Origin of the sequence: Pseudomonas sp. BO3-4 (assembly GCF_034044115.1) — a bacterium.
GTDB lineage: Bacteria > Pseudomonadota > Gammaproteobacteria > Pseudomonadales > Pseudomonadaceae > Aquipseudomonas > Aquipseudomonas alloputida.
The window spans coordinates 3509060-3528893 of sequence record NZ_CP139018.1 but is presented as its reverse complement, the minus strand read 5'-3'; the positions used below and the strand labels follow the sequence as shown (position 1 = coordinate 3528893).

Here is a 19834-nt window from a genome sequence, read left to right as displayed (position 1 = left end):
TCCCGCCAACCAGTCAATGTTTTGCGGTGGCGAGTAGCCGATAGCGTGAGAAGGGCGTGCCGTCGATATCCACCTCTGCGTCAAGGCAAAACCCCAGGCGAAGAATACCTTTGATTCGAGTTCTGGTTAATGGAAGCAATAGGGTAATGGACGCTAGCCCCATCTCCTGGAAAGCGCGCCGTACGATCTCATCGAAAATCACTCTGCCAAGCCCCCAGTAGTCTGGATGAAGCACCAAGGCAAGATCAGCGTCGCCGTCTTCCTGCTGCAGGCCACCCCAGCCGGCGAATTGACCGTCAACGAAAAAAGCCCAGGGACCATAGCCATTCAGTGCCCATTGGGCCTCTTTTTGGGCAACCCACACCTTGCATTTGCGTTCGTCAAAGTCGGGACGACCCAAGGGCATTTGGCGCAAGACATCGGGGTTGTTGTTGAGTGCGATGATGTCGGCGATGGGGGCGTCGCTCAGACGCCGGAAATGCAGCTGCATGATGTGCCTTGTCGAACGGCTTTGAACCTGATTTATAGCGCCTGCCATTGCCCCTTTTCAATCTTCAGATTCGTACCCGCTGAGACAATTCATGACATCGAAGAAACTGGGCCGAATACTCCGACGCTGAGTTCTGCGCCCTGGCCGAACGGTATTAGGCAGGATCGATGCATAGGCCGCCAATGGCGCGGCCTGAGGCCCGATTCTCGCGCTAGACCACCGCGCCAAACAAGTGCCCCACCAGTGCCGTGACGCCCATGGCCAACGCCCCCCAGAAGGTCACCCGCCAGGCGCCCGTCATGATGCTGGCCCCGCCAGCCTTGGCGGCAATAGCCCCCAATGACCCGAGAAATACCAATGACATGCCCGATATCCAGGGGCCCACGCTGTGCTCCGGTGCGACAAACGTCACCGCCAGCGGCAAGGCGGCGCCCACCACGAAGCTCGCGGCGGACGCCAGGGCGGCCTGCAACGGTTTGGCGGTGAGCGTGGCGCTGATGCCCAGTTCGTCGCGGGCGTGGGAGCCCAATGCGTCATGGGCCATCAATTGATCGGCCACTTGATGTGCCAGCTCGGGTGCTACTCCACGCTGCATGTAGATGTTGGCGAGTTCGGCGTGCTCAGCTTTCGGGTCGCTGGCCAGTTCTGCCCGTTCGCGGGACAGGTCCGCCCGCTCGGTATCGGCCTGGGAGTGCACCGAAATGTACTCGCCAGCGGCCATGGACATGGCCCCGGCCATCAGCCCCGCCATTCCGGTGACCAGCAACGTGGCGTGGCTGGCGTTGGCCGCCGCGACCCCAATCAGCAGGCTGGCGGTAGAGACAATGCCGTCGTTGGCACCCAGGACAGCGGCGCGTAGCCAGCCGATACGATCACTTCTGTGTGCCTCGGTATGCCTGTGCATGAATTTCATTGTTTGACGCGGCTCCCTGTCATCAGGCGGTTCACGTTGCACGGGTGCCGAGCGGGCCGGCAGCCGGCGTCAGCGGGCTTCAATTTGCACCTGCAGCTGTCCGCCGACAATGGATATTTCCCTGAATTGCTCACCTTCGCGCAGCACGAACAGTGCGTCCATCCCGCGTTCCTGAGCCAGACGAGGGCCCTCGGTTTCGCCCAGGACCATCAGCGCCGTGGCCCAGGCATCGGCGAGCATGCACGAGGTCGCCACCACGGTAACGGCGGCGAGCGCGTTGCACAGTGGTGCGCCGGTGGCCGGGTTCATGGTGTGAGCATAGGACTGACCGGCTATGTCGACCCACTGCCGGTAGTCCCCGGAGGTCGCGATTGACATATCGCTAAGCGCCATGACGCCCATGACTTCCCGCACGCCCCTTTTGGGCTTTTCCAGCGCCACGACCCAGCATTGTCCGTCAGGTTTGACGCCCCGGGCGCGCATCTCGCCATCGATACCGACCAAGTACCGCGTGATACCTGAACCTTCCAGGCAACGGGCCAGTTCATCCACGCCAAACCCTTTGGCAATCCCACTCAAGTCAAGGCTCAGCGGCACGCGCTTGCGCACCTGGTTGCGTTGTGGCTCAACCTCCAATGCGCCGCTGGCTAACAGCCGGGTGCGCGGCGCAGGGGAATCGATCACCTGCGTTGTGACCTGCCGCGCCGCTGGGCCGAAGCCCCACGCGTTCACCAGGTCACCGACAGCGATGTCGAAGGCGCCACCGGATTGCCGGCTGACGCGCAATGCAGCAGACAGCACCGTGACCAGTTCCTTGGGCACCGATACCCATTCCTGCTCGGGGGCGGCATTGAGGCGGTTAAGGTCCGACTCGGGTTTCCAGGTGGACATTTGCTGGTCCACCCGGGCCACGGCGCGGGCCAGCTGCTGGCCAAGTTCGTCGGTATCCATCCCGGCCCCGGCATAAAACAGGGCGGTGTAGCGGGTGCCCATGGTTTCGCCGTTCAGGCTATAACGCTGCAACTCAGTAGACATCTTCACGGTAGCGTCCTTGTGCCTTGAGGATCAGCACGCTGAGGTGGAGGGGCGCCAAGACTTCATCCAGGGCCTGCATCACGCCTTTGGCCATTTCGCGACTGCCACACACCAGCACTTGGGCACCTTTTTCAATCAGCCGGCGCAAGGCGAGGGCATCACTGATCAGCCGGTCTTGTACGTAGCTGCGCTCCTGGACTTGAGAAAAGGCGGCGTGCAATTGCGTCAGGCGGCGGTCCGACAAGTATTGGTTGAGCTCCGGTTCGTAGAGAAAGTCCGAGGCCGGGTTGCGCCCGCCCCAATACAGGTGCATCGGGTGTCGGGCCTTGTTGTTGCGGATAAAACCGGCCAAAGGACCAATACCGGTACCGGCGCCGATCAGGATTACCGGGTGCGTGCCCGATGCCGGACGAAATTGCGGGTTGGGCTGAATGAAGGCGTCAATCTGCGCGCCAATGTCCAGGCCGTGAAGAAACTCCGAGCACATGCCCCCGTTGTGTTTACGCACACAGATCTCCAGCACGCCGTCCTGGGCGCCACTGGCCAGCGAGTAGAAGCGCGGGATTGGGCTGCCCGGGGGCAGAATCCCGACCAGGTCGCCGGCCAGAAAATTCGGCAGTCCGCCGCGAGCGTTGAAGCGCAGGACATGGGTCGGTGCATTGACCTGTTCGCCATAGGCAATCCGCTCTGTCAGCTCCAATGAATGGGTGCGCGGCTGCTGCGGGGTGTGAACCAGCGCCAGCGCCTGCCCCAACACGTCGCCCAGCGCGTGGCCCCAACGCGCAAACGCCTGAGGGCACTGGCGGTTGACGGTCTCCAGCCCCAGCAATGGCGAGCCACCGGCCTGCAACATCGCATGCTGCACTTGATGGGCGTACCGACAGAATCGCGCAAATTGGCGGTCGCCCAGGCCCAGTACCGCAAAGGGTAGGCCGGGCTTGACGCCGGTTTTGGCCAGCCGCGTCAGGAACTGCGAAGCCGAGGCCGGCGCATCGCCGTCACCGTGGGTCGCGGTGAGGATGAACACTCGTTTGGCATTAGGGTAATCGCCCAACCAGTCATTCATCGCCGCGCTGTGCACCTGATGGCCGCTCTGGTGCAAGGCGTCATGCAAGGTTTTGGCAAAACCCCAGGTGCTGTTGTTTTCACTGCCCACCAGAATCACGCTGTCGGCGGCATGAGCAGGGCTGTTGTGGCGGAGGCGCGGGCCAGCTTTGCGGCGGCGCCACCATAACAGAATGCCGGTCACGCTCATCAACGGCACGCAGAGGGCGCAGAGCCCGAGCAGCAGGCCCAGCCACCAGAGGCCTTCGCCAGTGTGCAACTGGTAGATCAATTCATAGAGGTTGAGCATTGGGTCGTGGGCTTGATAGGACAGCAAGGCGCCGCTGGCCTGGTCCACGTAGCCATCGCCCTGTGCTGTGCGCAGGGAAAACACATCGCGAGGGTTGCCGGGGCTCGGGTAGACCAGCTCGCGCAGGTCGTTCAGGTCGGTGGCCTGCAAGGCCTGCAGTTTTGCCACCGGCAAGGCCGGGCCGGCGCTGACGTGGGCAGGGAAGGCGGGTTCACCTTGACTGCCGTCGGCGATAAAACCAAACGTGGTGGCGGACAGGTAGGCCCCGCTCAGTGCCGACAACAACAGCCCTAGCAAGGCCAGTCGCCCGACTTCAGCATGCCAGCGCTGGCTGAAAGTGCCCCGCAGCGGCCGCAGCAGGTTGTGCCAGCCACCCAGGCGTCGGGCCAGCAATAGCGCGCCGGACACTGACAGCGCCAGCATGAGCAGGGCACCAACACCCGATACGCCATGGCCCGGCGTGCCAAGGAACAGCGAGCGGTGCAGGTCTTTCACCCAGCGGGTGAACGCGGATGGCTCGTAAGGGGCGAGCCCTTGGCCGGTCAGTGGGTCGACCTTCTCCGCCCCGGCCTTGCCGTTCTGGTTGTAGTAGACGATCACCGTGCCGGACGCTGAGCGCTGGATCTGCTCCACCCCCGTAAAGTGGTTGGCCACGCGCCCGGCAAGTTGGCCGACGTTGAGTTGCCCGGCAGAAGTGGACGTGTTGTGCAGACGCTCCAGCGCCGGCTCGACAGACAGAATCGCGCCGCTGATGGCCAATACCATGACCAACAGGGCGGCGATCAGGCCAGGAAGGGAATGGAACTGACGAAGCATGTTCAGCCTCCGGAGGTGGCGGGTGCTACAGGTCGTAAGTAAAGGCGTCGACGTAGGCATTGCCGGTCGCGGGCTTGCCTGCGCCCTTGGAGGTCAGCGGCACGCTGACATCGCCGCGGGCGTCGCGTTTGTCCTCGACGGCGCTGTCGATGCGGATCTGATACCCGGCATCAATCAGCGTGTCCGCCAGTTCTACGCTGACTTTCAGCGTGCCCCCACTGCCGACGCTGGCGCCGCTGACCCCGTCGAACTCGCTCGGGTTCATCCCGCTGCCACGGGCCCAGTCGGCCAGGTGCTTGTAATATTTGGCCTTCTTGCCGGCCACCCAGAGGGTTTTCTGGTACTGGCCATTGGCGTCGGTGACGTAGATCGCCAGGTAGGCATCATTGCCGCTGTAGTCCTTGAGCTGCGTGGTCAGGGTCACTTCACGGGCCTGGGCCAGCGCCGGTAGGGTAATGGCGCCGATGAGGCAGGTTGCTGCGATGATCTTCTTCATGAGCGTGTCCTCTTGATCGTCAGGTCGAGAGCCTGGACCTGCTGGCTGACAGCAACCTGAAGGGCAGGAAAATTGATAGACAGGTGAGTTGTCATTCGGCGAGCGGGCTGCCGAGATAGTCATTGGCATCGCCGTCATTGCGCAAATGGACCTCGAGTGTCTTCAGGCGCAGCGATGCCGGGGAGTAGCTGGCTTCGATGTCATTGCCCTTGCGGTCCAGGCCCTTGAGTTCGTAACAGCCGTCGTCGACCTTGATGCGCTGCACGCGCCAGCCGTATTGCCGCTCTACCTGCTGACGCAAGGTTTCGCGAGGCTGCCAGTCGCTTACTGGGTCGCTGCAGTCGTCACCGGCCAGGGCGTAACCGCTGACCAGCAAGCCCAACAGCGTGGCATTGGCAATAAAACCGGATTTCATGACTTGTCTCCTGTCGAGGGCGGCGTCTGTGGCATAACCTAAAGTGCCTACCTGAAAGCCAGCTGAATCTTCAGATTCACATCAGGCAACGCAATTAAGGTGCTGCAAGGCAACCATCTCAGGAGATGTCAGATGCGGGTTCTATTGGTTGAGGACGCTCCAGGCCTGGGTGAAGCGGTGCGCGAACAAATTGCCGATGACGGCCACGCCGTCGATTGGGTACAGCGCCTGGACCACGCGCGCAACAGCGTCCGCAGCACGCCTTACGACCTGATCTTGCTGGACCTGATGCTTCCGGACGGGCGCGGGTTGGACTTTCTGCGTCAACAACGCGCGGCAGGAGACGTGACCCCCGTGATTATCCTGACCGCCCAGGATCAGATTTCCGATCGTATCGCCGGCCTGAACGCTGGCGCCGATGACTACCTGGTCAAACCGTTCGACCTGTTTGAACTCTCGGCCCGCGTGGCAGCGGTGGGCCGCCGTTATAGCGGCAACCCCAATCCACAGATCAAACTCGGTGATTTGCAGGTCGACATGAGTGCCCGCACGGTGCAGCGGGGCAGTGCGACGGTGGACCTCACGGCGCGGGAATGGGCGCTGTTCGAGGCGTTTGTGCAGCGCCCCAGCGCACTGCTGTCAAAGTCGCAGCTCGAAGAGCGGCTGTATGCGTTCGGCGCTGAAATCGAGAGCAATACCATCGAGGTATACATCAGCCGTCTACGTAAAAAACTCGGACGCGAACTGATCGAAACCGTGCGAGGCATGGGCTACCGGTTAATGTCCGCATGAAGCCGTCTTCGAGCCTGCAGATACGTCTCGGCCTGGGGCTGACGCTTGGTATGACCATACTCTGGCTGGTAGCGACAGTGGGGGCCTGGCTCGTGGTGCGGCATGAGTTGAACGAAGCGTTCGATAGCGCCTTGGAAGAGACAGCACAACGCATCCTGCCCTTGGCTGTGCTGGAAATCAGCAATCGGGAAGAATCCCGGACTGCACAACACGTCGCGACGCTGAAGATGCACAAGGAGTACCTGACTTACCTGGTGCGCGACGCCAAGGGCAAGATCCTGATGCAATCTCACGACGCCAACCCGGAGATTTTCAACCGACAACCGTCTGAAGGCTTTTCCACTTCTGAAAAATACCGATTGTATGGCGCTAGCGCATTGCGCCAGACACTGTTCATCGAGATGGCCGAACCGCTTGGTCATCGTCGTGAAGCCGCGCGGGAGGCCTTGTTTGCGTTGTTGTTGCCTCTAATGGTGTTGATTCCTGTCAGCCTGGCGGGCACTTGGTTGTTTGTACGTTTCAGCCTGCGCAGCGTGCGGGCTTATCGTCGTGCCATTGAAACGCGCGGTGTGGGTGACTTGTCGCCAATCAAGGTGGCGCACCTGCCAGCAGAAATCGATCCGTTGGCGGAGGCGGTCAATCACCTGCTGGAGCGCTTACGCAACGCCCTTGAGGCCGAGCGCAGCTTTACCGCCAACAGCGCTCACGAGCTGCGCACACCATTGGCCTCGACCCTGGCGCAGATCCAGCGGTTACACCACGAAGCGCCGGAAGGTCCGCTGCGACTGCGTGCGCAGAAGATCGAGCAGGCGTTGCGCGAGCTTTCAAGGCTTTCAGAAAAGCTCATGCAGTTGGCCAAAGCGGAGGGCGGCGGGCTGTTGTCCGAAACGCCACAAGACCTGATTCCGTTGCTTGCCCACGGCGTCGACGAGTGGAACCAGCGCAGCGGGCAGCGCATCGAGTTGCAGTTGCCAAGTCAGGCCGGCGTGTACTCGATCATTGACCCGGACGCGTTTGGCATCCTGCTGCGCAACCTGATTGAGAATGCGCTGAAGTATGGTGCAACGGACCAACCGGTCGAAGTCAGTCTCACCGATCAGGCACAGCTGCGGGTAGTCAACAGCGGCCCGGCAGTGCCGCAGTCTGTATTAGAGCACCTGACCGAGCGTTTTGTGCGCGGTCACAGTGAGATCAGTGGTTCAGGGCTGGGCTTGGCGATTGCCAAAACCATCGTGCAGGGGGTAAACGCGCGTATGGCATTGTTCTCCCCGGCAACAGGTCGACGCGATGGGTTTGAAGTCTGCATCTGGTTACCGCTTGCCCCATCCTGAAAGACCCTGGAACTCACCACGTTCAACAGTGCTTTCCTGATACCCGAGCCTCGGCCAGGTTGAATGTAAGGAGATGAAGGCCTGCATCTAACGATCCTTGCTCAGGCAGAACGGGGATGGTCACGCGACTAAGCACTCAGCGCCCGTTTCAACACTTCGTAAATTTTGGCATCACCTGATTGGGCAACGTTGAAACGGAGGAAATCACCCGCAGCCATCGACTGGCTGAACGCATTACCAGGCGCCAGCACTACACCTTCATTCAAGCAAGCCCGAGCCAGCGTTGCTGCATCCTTGCCTTGAGGGAGTTGGCACCAGACGTACATGCCTGACTGGGGCGTTATCCAGGGCTTGATGCCAATGGCGCGAAGCCTCGCTACCGTTCTGTCCATAGCCTCGGCCAGCCTGAGGCGAACACTCTCCATGTGTTTCCGGTACCCGCTATCGGTAATCGCCAGATGGATGATGTCCGCGGCCAGGCGGCCACCCCCGAATGTGGTCGCAATCTTGAGATCGACCAGGCTCTCGATCCAGTCACTGCGAGCCGCGATGTAGCCGCATCGAATCGAAGCGGAGATGGTCTTGGAAAAGCTACCGATCTGGATGACACGAGAGAGGCCATCGAAGGCTGACAGCCGTGGCGCTGGCGCACTCTCGAAATCCCCGAAGATGTCGTCCTCTACAATCACCAGGCTGGAGTTGTCGGCCAGCTTCAGCAACCTGTGTGCCGTGACCGGAGACAGGGTAGCGCCGGTCGGGTTGTGGATGCCTGAATTGGTTATGTACAACCGGGGAGAATGCGCGAGCAGCGCTGCGCCGAAAGCATCGATGTCCGGGCCCGTCGCGGTGTAGGGAACGCCTACGATGTTCACCCTGTGCGCTTTCAGCAATGCGTGAAAATTGAAATAGCAGGGGTCGTCGACCAGCACAGTGTCCCCCGGCTCCAGCAGAAAACGGCAGATCAGGTCGATGGCGTGGGTGCCGGATTCAGTGAGCATGATCTGTTCAAGAGGGGCTTCGATCCCGATGCCTGTCAGCTTGCGTGACAGGAACTGCCTGAGCGGCAGATGCCCAAGTGGCGAGGCGTACTCCGTCAGCTTCGACGTGTCAGAACGGGCAACGGTGCGAAGCGCCTTGCGCAAGCCGGCTTCGAACATCCAGGAGGCCGGTAGCCACCCGCACCCCGGTTTCAACGCATCGCTAGCGGTGTCTAGAGACTGGCGCGAGATCCACAGCGGGTCCACTTCACGATCAAGCCTTGGGCCGAGTTCGGTGAGCACCAGAGGTGCCACTGGCCCGGCTACGTAAAAGCCGGAGCCAGGGCGAGAGTTGAGTACACCCTCTGCCATCAACCTTTCATAGGCCTCAAGCACCGTAGAAACCGACACTTGCATGGCCTGAGCCATCGCACGCACCGAGGGAATTCTCGCGCCTGGTGTGTAGGTTCGAGAGGCTATCCGCGACTGGATTTCACCCATGACAGTTCGAATTCGCGTTGCGCTCCGTTTCATCACACCCTCAACTGTGCTGGATAAATATGCCTAACAGTTCGGTTTAAGTGTATTGGATTGTACATGGCCTGGGCGAGCCTGTCGGTGATGTACTGAACCTTGGCTTATCGAGGACTTACCGATGGAAAAATCAGCAAGCGGATGGCTCAATGGTTTCATAGGCGTCGCCATCTTTGCAGGCTCGTTGCCGGCCACCCGAGTGGCAGTCACGGCTTTCGAACCTACGTTCCTGACCTGTGCCAGGGCAACAATTGCCGCCATGCTGGGTGCGCTTTTCCTGATCGTGCTACGGCAGCCTCGCCCCAAACGGGGGGATTTGTCGCCATTGGCCGTAACAGCGCTCGGCGTCGTTATCGGTTTCCCGCTACTGACAGCATTCGCCCTCCAGCACATCACCTCTGCTCATTCCATTGTTTTTGTCGGGCTCCTGCCATTGTGTACCGCAGTATTTGCGGTTCTGCGGGGCGGTGAGCGACCTCGGCCACTGTTCTGGTTGTGCTCGTTGACAGGTGCCGGGCTGGTCGTTGGCTATGCCTTGATGAACGGAGGCGAGGCATCGGCGGTGGGCGATCTGCTGATGTTGGCTGCGGTTGTGGTCTGTGGTTTGGGCTATGCCGAAGGGGCGCGCCTCTCGCGGACATTGGGTGGTTGGCAGGTAATCAGTTGGGCATTGCTTGTAGCGTTACCGGTCATGCTGCTGCTGACGGTGGTCAATCTTCCAGCCCCTGATGACTTTGCCAGGGTAAGTGCTCCTGCATGGCTCAGCTTTGGCTACGTTTCACTGTTCAGCATGCTGATCGGGTTTGTCTTCTGGTACCGAGGGCTCGTCCAGGGGGGGATTGCGGCTGTGGGTCAACTGCAACTCTTTCAGCCGTTCATGGGGCTTGGGCTGGCAGCGTTGCTTTTGCACGAGCATGTCAGCTGGACGATGCTTCTCGTGACGCTGGGGGCTGTCATCTGTGTTTACGGGGCCAGGAAATATGCCTAAGCACAGCGTCATGCCCAGTCAAACAGTTGGGTATAGCCCCCGCCGTCTGACCCCGGGCTGAGTTGCACAAAACACCTGATCCTTTATGTAAAAGGATCAGGTTAAACCTGAATTACAGGCCCAGTTCACTCAGACCTGGGTGATCATCCGGACGGCGACCCAGTGGCCAGTGGAACTTTCGCTCGCTTTCCTTGATGGGCATGTCGTTGATGCAGGCAAAGCGGCGATGCATCAAGCCGTCGGCTTCAAATTCCCAGTTTTCGTTGCCGTAGGAGCGGAACCAGTTGCCCGAATCGTCGTGCCACTCGTAGGCGTAACGGACGGCGATGCGGTTGTCGGTGAAGGCCCAGAGCTCTTTGATCAAGCGGTAGTCCAGTTCTTTCTTCCACTTGCGAGTGAGGAAGTCCCGAGCTTCTTCACGGTTGTTTGCAAACTCGGCACGGTTACGCCATTGGGTGTCCACCGTATAGGCCAGGGCAATCTTTTCGGGTTCGCGGGTATTCCAACCATCTTCAGCGAGTCGGACCTTTTCAATCGCCGATTCGCGAGTGAAAGGAGGAAGTGGCGGACGAGCGTGTTCGTTGGACATGGTGGTGCCTCCAATCGTTTGGATGGTTCAGTTGGGTGGGTATTTCTTTAACTTAAAGCGCTTGCGCGCTGCACATCTTTGAGCAAGACCCTTGCGATTTCTCGTGCACTGTCGAGCGCGGTGTGATCACCCATGACGTGGGCCACGGTTATCGTGCCCTCTATAATCAAAAGAAGTTGCTTGGCCAAGCCAGTCGGATCGTTAACACCTAATGCGCTGGTCAGTTCTAGCGTGTAGTCCAGCAGCTTTTGTTTATGCAGTTTTGCGATCTGTCGAACAGGGTCGTCTGCGTCACCCACCTCTCCGGCGGTGTTGATAAAAGCACATCCGCGAAAACCCTCAGACGCGAACCAACTGTTGAGTGCATCAAAAATGCCAAGGATGCGCGCTTCTGGCGTTTGCGCTTTTTCGCATTCACTTCTGAACCACGTCATCCAACGTATATCGCGTGCATTGAGTGCCGCTGCTGCGACCTCGTCTTTATTCGCAAAATAGCGATAAATACTTTTACGTGCGACGCCCGAGGTCTTTACCAACAGGTCCATGCCCGTGGCGTGAATCCCGTTTTCGTAAATCAGCTTCTCGGCAGTCGCCAGGATTTTTTCGCGTGTGTCAGTCATTGGCTTATCCATGTCGTCAGAGTAGAACGATCGTTCTCCCTGGTCAAGCAGCGCTTGAAATTATTCGATTGCGTGCAGCGGGGTGCCGGCGTGCTTTCGATCAGGGCGGCTGGCTTCCCGCTGATCAGTCGCGCTCCAGTTCGGCGAAGCGGCTGGACAACCAGGCGTGCAGGTGCCTTACCGCAGGCGACAACTGCTTGCGGTGCGGGCACACCAGGCTCAAAGGCATGGTCGGCCCGGGGTAGTCCTGCAATAGCACGACAAGTCTTCCCGCCAGCACATCGTCGCTCACATCCAGCCACGACTTGTAGGTTATCCCTTCGCCGCCCACGGCCCAGCGCCGGGCAATATCGGCGTCGTCGCAGAGCAGGGCGCCACGCACCTGGACGGTCTGCGTACCCAGTTGCCACTTGTCGTAGATCCGGCCCTGTTGCATGTACAGCAGGCACTGGTGTTCGAGCAGATCTTCGGGGGCTTGCACGGTGCCTTCCCGCGCCAGGTACTCGGGCGAGGCCACCAGTACCTTGCGGTTCCAAGGTGCCAGTGGCAGGGCTACATAGTTGGCGTCGGCGTTCAGGCCATAGCGGATGGCGATATCCACCGGATCGCGGAACAGATCGGCGATCTGGTCTGAGAGGAAGAAGCGCAGGTTCAACTGGGGATGCTCTCGGCGAAACGCCGTGAGCCAGGGCAGCAGCACGTTGCGCCCCAGATCGGAGGGCGCGGCCACCTGCAACGTTCCGCTGAGCTGGGCGCTTTCCTGACGCAGGTTGTCGCGCCCGTGCCTGAGGGCTTCCAGGGCAATCAGGGCCGAGGGCAGGTACTGCTCGCCTTCGGCTGTGAGGCGCAAGCTGCGCGTGGTGCGGGCAAACAATCGCACATCCAGCTCACGCTCCAGGCGCTTGACTGCTTCGGCCGCCTGGCCGGGTAGCAGGTCGGCCTCGCGGGCCGCCGCGGTAAAGCTGCCCAGCGCGGCGCTGCGAACGAAGATGCCCAGGTCGTCGAGACGGATCATTATCACTCCTGCAATGAAAGTGTTGACGGGCAGGGCCCGTTTTTCCCGGACGCCAGGCACGCCAGACTCAATGCCAAATCAAACCACATTCAGCAGCGAGTGCCCATGAAAGCGATCAGTTTCATCCACAAAGGTTTGCCTATCGAAGACCCTGCGTCTCTTCAAGACATCTTCATGCCCAAGCCCAGCCCTGGGCCCAGGGACCTTCTGGTCGAGGTCAACGCCGTGTCGGTCAACCCCGTCGACACCAAGGTGCGCGCCGGCACTTTCACGCGTGAGCCGAAAATACTCGGCTGGGACGCGGCCGGTATCGTCCGCGAAGTCGGGGCTCAGGTGACCCTGTTCAAGCCCGGAGACCAGGTGTACTACGCCGGCTCCATCGCCAGGCCCGGCAGCTACAGCGAATATCACCTGGTTGACGAACGTATCGTCGGGCATCAACCGCGTAGCCTGGGTGCAGCACAGGCAGCCGCGCTGCCGCTGACGGCCATCACCGCCTGGGAACTGCTGTTCGATCGCCTGGGCATCGTGGAGGGCGGCGGGGAGGGCGATGCCCTGCTGATCGTTGGCGCTGCCGGTGGCGTCGGTTCGATGCTGGTGCAGTTGGCCCGGCAACTGACCCGCCTGACGGTTATCGGCACGGCCTCCCGCGCCGAGACCAGCAACTGGGTACGCGAACTGGGCGCCCATCACGTCATCGATCACAGTGCGCCGCTGCAAGGGCAGCTGCAGGCCTTGGGGATCGAGTCAGTCAGCCATGTCGCCAGCCTTACCCATACTGATCAACACTTTGCGCAACTGGTTGAAGTGCTGCGACCACAAGGTCGCCTGGGCGTGATCGACGACCCGCAGACCCTGGACGTCATGCCGCTCAAGCGCAAGTCGCTGTCGCTGCACTGGGAGCTGATGTTCACCCGCTCGCTTTACGAAACCGACGACATGGTGCGCCAGCACGAGCTGCTCGAGCGCGTGGCCGGGCTGATCGATCAAGGTATCCTGCGGACCACCTTGGGCGAGCATTTCGGCGCCATCAATGCCGCCAACATGCGCCGTGCCCATGCGCTGGTCGAGAGTGGCAAGGCGCGCGGCAAGATCGTCCTGGAAGGCTTCTGAAACCTGTTTGACAGACAACGGCGGACCGGTCGATCCGGTCTGCCAGGAGCATGCATGCTTGAACGAACCGTGTTTCTCTGCGCTGCGCACATTCCCGGCGCTACGCCCGGTGAAACGCATGCACACATTGAAGCAGGCACTACCGTGCCTGCTCTTTGCAACTGACCAGGAGCTTGATGTGAACCGACAAGATTACCCCCTCGTTTCCCTCGCCATGCTCAAGGCCAAACCAGGCCAGGCACCAACGCTCAAAGCGGCCTTGCTGGCGTTGATCGAACCGACTCGGTCGGAGCCCGGTAACCGCGACTACATGCTGTTCGAACGTCGTGACGAGCCAGGGACGTTCTACATGCGCGAGGCGTTCGATAACCAGCAGGCCCTGGATGCTCACCTGACCACTGCTCATTTCCAGCGGTTTGCCGAGCAGGCTGAACAGCTGCTGGCAGAGCCCTTGCAACTGATCTTCCTTGACCCGGTGTCATCTGCCGTTGCGCCCTGTCCCTGAGGTCATTCATCCAGGCCCTGGCCACTGTGGCATTACTGCCAGCAGCATTGGCACGTAGGCTCACCCAAGCGTGGCGGGCAAACAGAGCCAGGCCATGCTGCGTTGAAAACAGCCTCGCCTGACCTGCGTCTCAAGACTTTTCGTACAGAGCCTAGTGTGGTGTTTTGCAAATACGGCCAATAACTCGCGAGCGATTTTTGCGCTCAAGCAAGGCGTCGCGACGAGTCGTAGCCCAGCTACGGCGAGGAGCGACAACGCCGCATGAGCGCAAAAAGCGCCGCGCGTTATGGTCGTTATTTGTGAAACACCACACTAGAGCTGCATCACGGCGAGCGCTCTACGCAGGGGCTCGTCGGATATCTGGATAGGACCGTGAAATGGTATGTCCATGTCCAATACGAGGTACACGGAAGCCGCAATAAGCAATGAAGAGAGGATGAACATGCCTTTTACCATCGAGTTACGAGGCGCACGGTATCCAAAACTGGCGAAAATGAGCGTCAACCAAGCAGCAAGCATCCCAATAAGCGGGCCAGGAATTGCCCCCTCTGACTGCTCGACGATTCTCCAGCGTTGCTCAATGAGCGAGTGATATTGCTGACGAATATCCTGAAGCATCGTTTCATGGTAGCGGTCCACAGGCCTTATAACGGCCAGCGCTTTGCCTATGTCATCCAAGTATTTAGCCGCCTCGCTGTTACGGTGTTGCAGCGCCTCGTCCCCCCGATAGGGCGTCTCGATAGCGTGCTCTAGATAGGTGATCAGACGATTGCGCGTGTCTTGGGCCGCATCGCCATAGCCCCGCAGTGTCCGATCAAAAATGATCATGCTGGTTGCGTACCCATGGAAGTTTGCGTCGATGGACTCGAAGGTATTTTTGGCGGAATTGATCATCAAGCCAAAGACCAGCGATGTCATGACCACAAAAATGTTAGCTACCAGGCGAATTACCGTGTTCGTGTCCTCATCCCTGTGGTGGGATGCCAGCTTTGGGTACCACTGCATCATGAGCAGCGAGGCGGCGACCAAGCAGCCAAAAATGGCCAGTGCGATCCAGAGGGCGTTCATGCATCAAGGCTCCGATCAATCTGAGTCAAGTCTTAGAAGATAGACCGCGTTCAAACAGACTTATCAGGGTGCCTGTAATTGCAATCAGCGCCAGCATGAATAACCCGATGTATGACTGTTCCATGATCTCGTCCTGCGGGGTGATGGTTAGACGTCGACGAAAGTTCCTGGGCGGCGGGTCATGTCATACGCCGTAACGCCACGACCATGGCCCCCCCGAGTACCGCCATGGCCAGCAGCAGCGCGGGGAACGTCCACCACCAGGGCAGGCCGGCGGTCATCATGCTGAACTCCGACATGCCGCCGATGCTGGCGAGCAGGTTCAAGGGCAGGAACACCACATTGATCATGGTCAGGTTGCGCAGCGCGTGGTTCATGCCGTTGTTGGCCAGGTTGCCGCGGGCCTCGATCAGGTTGGTAAAGACCTGGGCATGGATCTTCGCCTGCTGGTAGCTTTGCTCGTTTTCGATGATCAGGTCATTCAGCATTTCCAGTTGTTCGGGCCCGAAGCCGTGTTTCTGGCCATGGCTGCGCAGCAGGGCTAGCACGGCGCCATTGCTTTGAATGGCGTTGACGTAATACACCAGGCTTTCGCTCAGGCTGTACATCTGCACCAGGTGCTGGTTGTCCATGGTCCGATCGAACTGCAGCTGGATTTCGCGGGCCACCTGCTTTACCACCCGCAGGTGGCCCAGGTAGTGATGCACGCTCTCCGCCAGCATCGCCATCAGCACATCCAGTGGGGTGCTCATGCCGGTCTGCCGGTCTACCCCGGCGAGTAGCGAGTTGGCGGCGCAGATCACCACCAGGCGCTTTTCGCTGAGTACGACGCCAAATGACGAGACATTGAATACCCGGCCATCAAAGTTTTCCGGGCGCTTCCAGATCAGGAACAGGTGATCGGGCTTGATCTCGATACGCGCCACTTCATCCGGGTCCAGGGAGGACTCCAGCGACTGGGCGCTGACCCCCAGGCACTTGCACAGCCTGGATTGCTCCGCGGCGTCTGGCGCGACACACAACCAGACGCTGGCTCGTTCCTCGGGGGCTTCAAGAAGCGCACCGTCTACGGCGAGGTAGTGTTCGATCATCGTTTACCAGGCCTGGCCGAGGTGTTTACGTTCAAGCCGCTGCACGAAAGCCTGCAGCACTCGCAGGTAAAGCGCGTTACCCAGCACGGCGTCTTCGGTGCCGGCATCGAGGTTGGGGTTGTCGTTGACTTCGATCACCAGTACGCGGTCGCCGGTCTGCTTCAGGTCCACACCGTACAGCCCTTGCCCGATCAGCCTGGCGGTGTCGACGGCCAGCTTTACGACTTCGGGCGGTGCCTGTTCCACCGGGACCGCGCGGCACAGGCCGTTGACTTCGCCGGCCTGGGCCTTGTGGTTGTAGATCTGCCAGTGGCCCTTGGACATGAAGTACTGGCAGGCGTACAGCGCCTCACCGTTGAGTACGCCGATACGCCAGTCGTATTCGGTGTAGCAGTACTCCTGGGCCAGCAACAGTACCGAGTGTTCGAACAGCTCCTGTGCCGCCGAGGCCAGTGCCTGGGCGTCGGCGACCTTGATCACGCCTTTCGAAAAGCAGCCGTCGGGAATCTTCAACACCAGCGGAAAACCGAGGCGCCGGCCCACAAGCTCGAGTTCCTGCGGGCGGTCCTTGTACAGGATTTCCGTGGCCGGTGCGCCGAGGTTGTGGCGTTTGAGCAGATCGGCGAGATACACCTTGTTGGTGCAGCGCAGGATGGAGGAAGGGTCGTCGATCACCACCAAGCCTTCGCTTTCGGCCTTTTTGGCAAAACGGTAGGTATGGTCGTCCACCCGCGTGGTCTCCCGAATGAACAAGGCGTCAAATTCGGCCAGGCGTGCATAGTCCTTCTTTTCGATCAGCTCTACATCGATGCCCAGCTGTTTGCCGTTTTCGATGAACTGCTCCAGCGCCTCAGGATTGGAAGGTGGCAGCGCCTCGGCCGGGTCATGCAGAATCGCCAGGTCGAACCGGGCCAGGCGTTTCGAGGCGGGCTGGCGCCACGTCCGGCGGTTGAAGGCATCCAGCGCGTCGGCAAACAAGTGCTGCTGCTCATCCCGCAGTTTGTGCAGCGCGCCGGCCTTGATCCCGTCGATCTGCCAGGTGTCACGCCTGCGAAACTCCACCAGCAAGACAGGGCAGGGGAACGACTCGAACAGCTGTCGGCCGATATCCTGAAGGGGTTCAATGGCGGTCCGCCCGAAATACAAGGTGAGGGTGAAGGCCTCGGTGCTGCCATAGGGGTGATCGGCCAGGGCTCGCTCCAGCGTGCGTTCCAGGTCATCCAGCCCCACGCCATAGAGCGCCTTGCGGGTAAGCTCGCTGATGGTTCGCACCGACGGGAACACCTTGTGGCCCCGTGCCTCGGCGAGCAGCGAGCAGTAGTAGCCTTGCCCCAGATACTTGTAGCTGCGGCACAGGTTGATTACCTGCGTACGCCTCGCAACGTCGTCGCTGTGTTCAAAGTAATCCTGGGCCAGCATCAGGCTCTCGCTGGGAAAGTAGCTGGCCCAGTCTTCCTTGCGCTCCACCACGATCAACAAGCGGTTACCAGCGCTCCGCTTACTGGGTGGCTCCTCGGAGAGGGTTATTGTGGAAACGTCGGTTTTGGCCAATACTTCGGCCACGTTGGCTTGCACCGCTGACATGAGTATTCGATCCCTGTTGAAGAAGACGCCCCTTCAATAAATCACGGGTTTCCCGACCTGTCCCGGTTCGTTACTCAAACATTACGGTGTTGCCATGGCTTTTGATTTTCGCTTTGCATCGGTGGCCGATATCGATGCGCTGGTTGCCCTGGAGCAGGACTGTTTCACCCTCGACCGCCTGAGCCCGCGTAATTTCAACTGGATGGTGCGACGCGCCAATGCCTGCCTTATTGTCGCTGAACAACAGGGCCATCTGGCAGGCTATGCGCTGCTGCTGTTCCATCGCGGTACATCACTTGCCCGTTTGTATTCAATTGCCGTAAGCCCGGCCTGGCGCGGCCATGGGTTGGGCCAGCAGTTGCTGGACCAGGCCCAGGCCAGTGCGCTGGAGCGTAATTGCGCCTGGCTGCGCCTGGAAGTACGCGCGGACAATCCTGCGGCCATCAGCTTGTACGAAAGCAATGGCTATCAACGCTTCGCTGTGGTTGAGAACTACTACGAAGACCACAGCCAGGCGCTGCGTTTCGAGAAGCGTATCCTGCGCAGTGCTCCGCCCCCTGCACGGCAAGTGCCGTACTACGCGCAAACGACCGAGTTCACCTGCGGAGCGGCCTGCCTGCTGATGGCCATGGCTGCGGTCGAACGGGAGCGGGCCATGCACCGCAGCGAGGAGATTCAACTGTGGCGAGAGGCGACCACCATCTTCATGACGGCAGGCCACGGCGGTTGCAGCCCGCAGGGGCTTGCACTGGCGGCTTGGCGACGCGGGTTTGAGGTGTGCATGGTGGTCAGCCAGCCTGGATCGCTGTTCCTCGATGGGGTGCGCAGCGCGCAGAAAAAAGACGTAATGCAATTGGTCGAGGACGGCTTTGCCGGGGCGTTGGCCGAAACCGACGTGCATCAGGTGCTGGCGCCCGGCCTTGATGTGCGTTCAGCGTTGCAAGCCGGGTTCAGGCCGGTGGTGCTGATTAGCAGCTACCGTTTCACCCGTCTGAAGGCCCCGCACTGGATTCTGGTCACGGGTTGCGATGACGAATTCGTGTACCTGCATGATCCTGATGTGGATCACAGCCGCCAGAAACGCATCCTGGATTGCCAGCATCTGCCCGTAAGCCATGCCGAATTTCAGCGCATGAGCAGTTTCGGCAGGCAGCGGGTAAGGGCCGCTGTGCTGTTGCGCGGGCGATAGAACGGCTGCACAGGTGAGTACGCATGGCATGGGCATTGAGTGAACGCAAGCAGTGCTCCGGATAGGGTCACATGCCGGAGCACTCTACGCTTCAAGCGTGAAGCAATGCCTCGAGCTGGCCCTTGCTGTCGAGACGTGCCAAGTCATCGAAGCCGCCGACATGCACCTGGCCAACAAATATCTGTGGGACGGTTCGGCGTTGGGATCGCTGCATCATTTCCGCCAGGTGCAGGGGTGACGCTTCAACGTTGATTTCGTCAGGGGTGATGCCCTTGCTCGACAGCAGTCGCTTGGCGCTCAGGCAGTATGGGCAGTGCGGGGTGGTATAGATAGTCACAGGGCTCATGGCGGTTACCCTCCTAGTTTGCCGATGGCGGAAAGTCGATATCGGTAGCGGCGATGTTGTTCAGGTAGTTGGTCAGGGTTAACAGCGTGACCTGTGCCACCACCTCCACGATCTTGCTATCAGTAAGCCCTGCCTCACGCGCGGCAGCGATCTGCTCGTCACTCAACTGGCCGCGCCTTGCCGTGATCTGCTGCGCCAGTGCGGCAACCGCGCTGAGTGTGCCGGCTCGGGCTTGGCTTACGGCCTCATCGCTCAAACCCGCCTTGCCGCCGAAGAAGGTGTGTGCGGCCAGGCAGTAGTCGCACCCGTTGATTTCCGAGGTGGCGAGGGCAACGACTTCACGCTCGGCGGCGCTCAGTGAGCTTTTACCCAACGCTTGGGCGAGGCCCAGGTAACCATTGAGCGCGACCGGAGCGTGCGCCAGGGTCCTGAATGCGTTGGGAATGAAGCCGAGACCTTTTTGAATGCCTTCGAGAGCTGCGCGCGAGCCAGTAGGCGCCTGGTCCAGCGAGAGAGCGGTAATACGAGTCATGGTCGTTCTCCAATAGGTTGAGTAACCGGCTTGTCTATCAA

At 60.2% G+C, this 19834-nt stretch carries 21 protein-coding genes; 6 read left to right on the top strand and 15 right to left on the bottom strand.

Going from position 1 to position 19834, the window contains the following annotated elements:
* Window positions 1-13 precede the first annotated feature (13 nt).
* From REH59_RS16460 to REH59_RS16435, 6 genes are all read right to left on the bottom strand, one after another.
* Window positions 14-490 (bottom strand): GNAT family N-acetyltransferase, encoded by a 477-nt coding sequence (locus REH59_RS16460; RefSeq protein ID WP_014861093.1) that lies wholly within the window; start codon window positions 488-490, stop codon window positions 14-16.
* Window positions 491-701: 211 nt separating this feature from the next.
* Window positions 702-1403 carry a VIT1/CCC1 transporter family protein gene (locus REH59_RS16455; protein WP_003248160.1) on the bottom strand — a complete coding sequence of 234 codons (702 nt, stop codon included), beginning with the start codon at window positions 1401-1403 and terminating at the stop codon, window positions 702-704.
* 69 nt (window positions 1404-1472) lie between these two features.
* Window positions 1473-2438, bottom strand: a complete 966-nt coding sequence (locus REH59_RS16450; protein WP_014861094.1) for an FAD:protein FMN transferase — start codon at window positions 2436-2438, stop codon at window positions 1473-1475.
* The gene (locus tag REH59_RS16445) at window positions 2428-4608 is read right to left on the bottom strand and encodes a PepSY domain-containing protein (RefSeq protein WP_014861095.1); all 2181 of its coding nucleotides are present in this window, start codon (window positions 4606-4608) and stop codon (window positions 2428-2430) included. Before REH59_RS16445 ends, REH59_RS16450 begins: the two co-directional genes overlap by 11 nt.
* A 25-nt stretch (window positions 4609-4633) precedes the next feature.
* Window positions 4634-5104 carry a DUF2271 domain-containing protein gene (locus tag REH59_RS16440; protein WP_003248166.1) on the bottom strand — a complete coding sequence of 157 codons (471 nt, stop codon included), beginning with the start codon at window positions 5102-5104 and terminating at the stop codon, window positions 4634-4636.
* A 91-nt stretch (window positions 5105-5195) separates the two neighbouring features.
* On the bottom strand, window positions 5196-5519 hold the full coding sequence (locus tag REH59_RS16435; protein WP_003248168.1) for a PepSY domain-containing protein: 324 nt from the start codon (window positions 5517-5519) through the stop codon (window positions 5196-5198).
* A gap of 132 nt (window positions 5520-5651) precedes the next feature.
* On the opposite strand from REH59_RS16435, the gene REH59_RS16430 reads away from it, so the two are divergent.
* Both REH59_RS16430 and REH59_RS16425 read left to right on the top strand, forming a co-directional pair.
* Window positions 5652-6311, top strand: a complete 660-nt coding sequence (locus REH59_RS16430; protein ID WP_014861096.1) for a response regulator transcription factor — start codon at window positions 5652-5654, stop codon at window positions 6309-6311.
* Window positions 6308-7642 carry an ATP-binding protein gene (locus REH59_RS16425; protein ID WP_014861097.1) on the top strand — a complete coding sequence of 445 codons (1335 nt, stop codon included), beginning with the start codon at window positions 6308-6310 and terminating at the stop codon, window positions 7640-7642. Before REH59_RS16430 ends, REH59_RS16425 begins: the two co-directional genes overlap by 4 nt.
* Before the next feature lie 128 nt (window positions 7643-7770).
* Here the strand turns inward: REH59_RS16425 and REH59_RS16420 are convergent, their stop codons facing one another.
* A complete protein-coding gene (locus tag REH59_RS16420; protein WP_060544974.1) occupies window positions 7771-9153 on the bottom strand; it encodes a PLP-dependent aminotransferase family protein in 1383 nt (460 codons plus the stop codon).
* Between the two features lie 121 nt (window positions 9154-9274).
* On the opposite strand from REH59_RS16420, the gene REH59_RS16415 reads away from it, so the two are divergent.
* Window positions 9275-10141 carry a DMT family transporter gene (locus REH59_RS16415; RefSeq protein WP_003248175.1) on the top strand — a complete coding sequence of 289 codons (867 nt, stop codon included), beginning with the start codon at window positions 9275-9277 and terminating at the stop codon, window positions 10139-10141.
* A 112-nt stretch (window positions 10142-10253) separates the two neighbouring features.
* On the opposite strand, the gene REH59_RS16410 is transcribed toward REH59_RS16415, so the two are convergent.
* From REH59_RS16410 to REH59_RS16400, 3 genes are all read right to left on the bottom strand, one after another.
* Window positions 10254-10730: a DUF1348 family protein gene (locus REH59_RS16410; protein ID WP_003248177.1), complete on the bottom strand. Its 477-nt coding sequence runs from the start codon at window positions 10728-10730 to the stop codon at window positions 10254-10256.
* A gap of 47 nt (window positions 10731-10777) precedes the next feature.
* Window positions 10778-11362 carry a TetR/AcrR family transcriptional regulator gene (locus REH59_RS16405; RefSeq protein WP_416146203.1) on the bottom strand — a complete coding sequence of 195 codons (585 nt, stop codon included), beginning with the start codon at window positions 11360-11362 and terminating at the stop codon, window positions 10778-10780.
* A 112-nt stretch (window positions 11363-11474) separates the two neighbouring features.
* Entirely contained in the window at window positions 11475-12365 is an 891-nt protein-coding gene (locus REH59_RS16400) for a LysR family transcriptional regulator (protein WP_003248181.1), read from the bottom strand.
* A 105-nt stretch (window positions 12366-12470) separates the two neighbouring features.
* Here REH59_RS16400 and REH59_RS16395 point away from each other — a divergent pair, with 105 nt between their 5' ends.
* The gene (locus REH59_RS16395) at window positions 12471-13478 is read left to right on the top strand and encodes a zinc-binding alcohol dehydrogenase family protein (protein WP_003248183.1); all 1008 of its coding nucleotides are present in this window, start codon (window positions 12471-12473) and stop codon (window positions 13476-13478) included.
* Window positions 13479-13596: 118 nt separating this feature from the next.
* Window positions 13597-13983: a putative quinol monooxygenase gene (locus REH59_RS16390; RefSeq protein WP_121784261.1), complete on the top strand. Its 387-nt coding sequence runs from the start codon at window positions 13597-13599 to the stop codon at window positions 13981-13983.
* Between the two features lie 312 nt (window positions 13984-14295).
* Here REH59_RS16390 and REH59_RS16385 read toward each other — a convergent pair whose 3' ends face one another.
* The 3 genes from REH59_RS16385 to REH59_RS16375 form a co-directional block, all read right to left on the bottom strand.
* Complete coding sequence (locus tag REH59_RS16385) at window positions 14296-15051, bottom strand: DUF4239 domain-containing protein (RefSeq protein WP_003248187.1); 756 nt, start codon at window positions 15049-15051, stop codon at window positions 14296-14298.
* Window positions 15052-15230: 179 nt separating this feature from the next.
* Window positions 15231-16142 (bottom strand): magnesium transporter CorA family protein, encoded by a 912-nt coding sequence (locus REH59_RS16380; RefSeq protein ID WP_265536660.1) that lies wholly within the window; start codon window positions 16140-16142, stop codon window positions 15231-15233.
* Between the two features lie 3 nt (window positions 16143-16145).
* Window positions 16146-17726: a RimK family alpha-L-glutamate ligase gene (locus REH59_RS16375; protein WP_014861102.1), complete on the bottom strand. Its 1581-nt coding sequence runs from the start codon at window positions 17724-17726 to the stop codon at window positions 16146-16148.
* Between the two features lie 94 nt (window positions 17727-17820).
* On the opposite strand from REH59_RS16375, the gene REH59_RS16370 reads away from it, so the two are divergent.
* Complete coding sequence (locus REH59_RS16370; protein WP_014861103.1) at window positions 17821-18915, top strand: GNAT family N-acetyltransferase/peptidase C39 family protein; 1095 nt, start codon at window positions 17821-17823, stop codon at window positions 18913-18915.
* A gap of 91 nt (window positions 18916-19006) precedes the next feature.
* Here REH59_RS16370 and grxC read toward each other — a convergent pair whose 3' ends face one another.
* Both grxC and REH59_RS16360 read right to left on the bottom strand, forming a co-directional pair.
* On the bottom strand, window positions 19007-19261 hold the full coding sequence (grxC, locus tag REH59_RS16365; protein ID WP_003248196.1) for a glutaredoxin 3: 255 nt from the start codon (window positions 19259-19261) through the stop codon (window positions 19007-19009).
* Between the two features lie 13 nt (window positions 19262-19274).
* Window positions 19275-19793, bottom strand: a complete 519-nt coding sequence (locus REH59_RS16360; protein WP_010953859.1) for a carboxymuconolactone decarboxylase family protein — start codon at window positions 19791-19793, stop codon at window positions 19275-19277.
* Window positions 19794-19834: the final 41 nt, after the last annotated feature.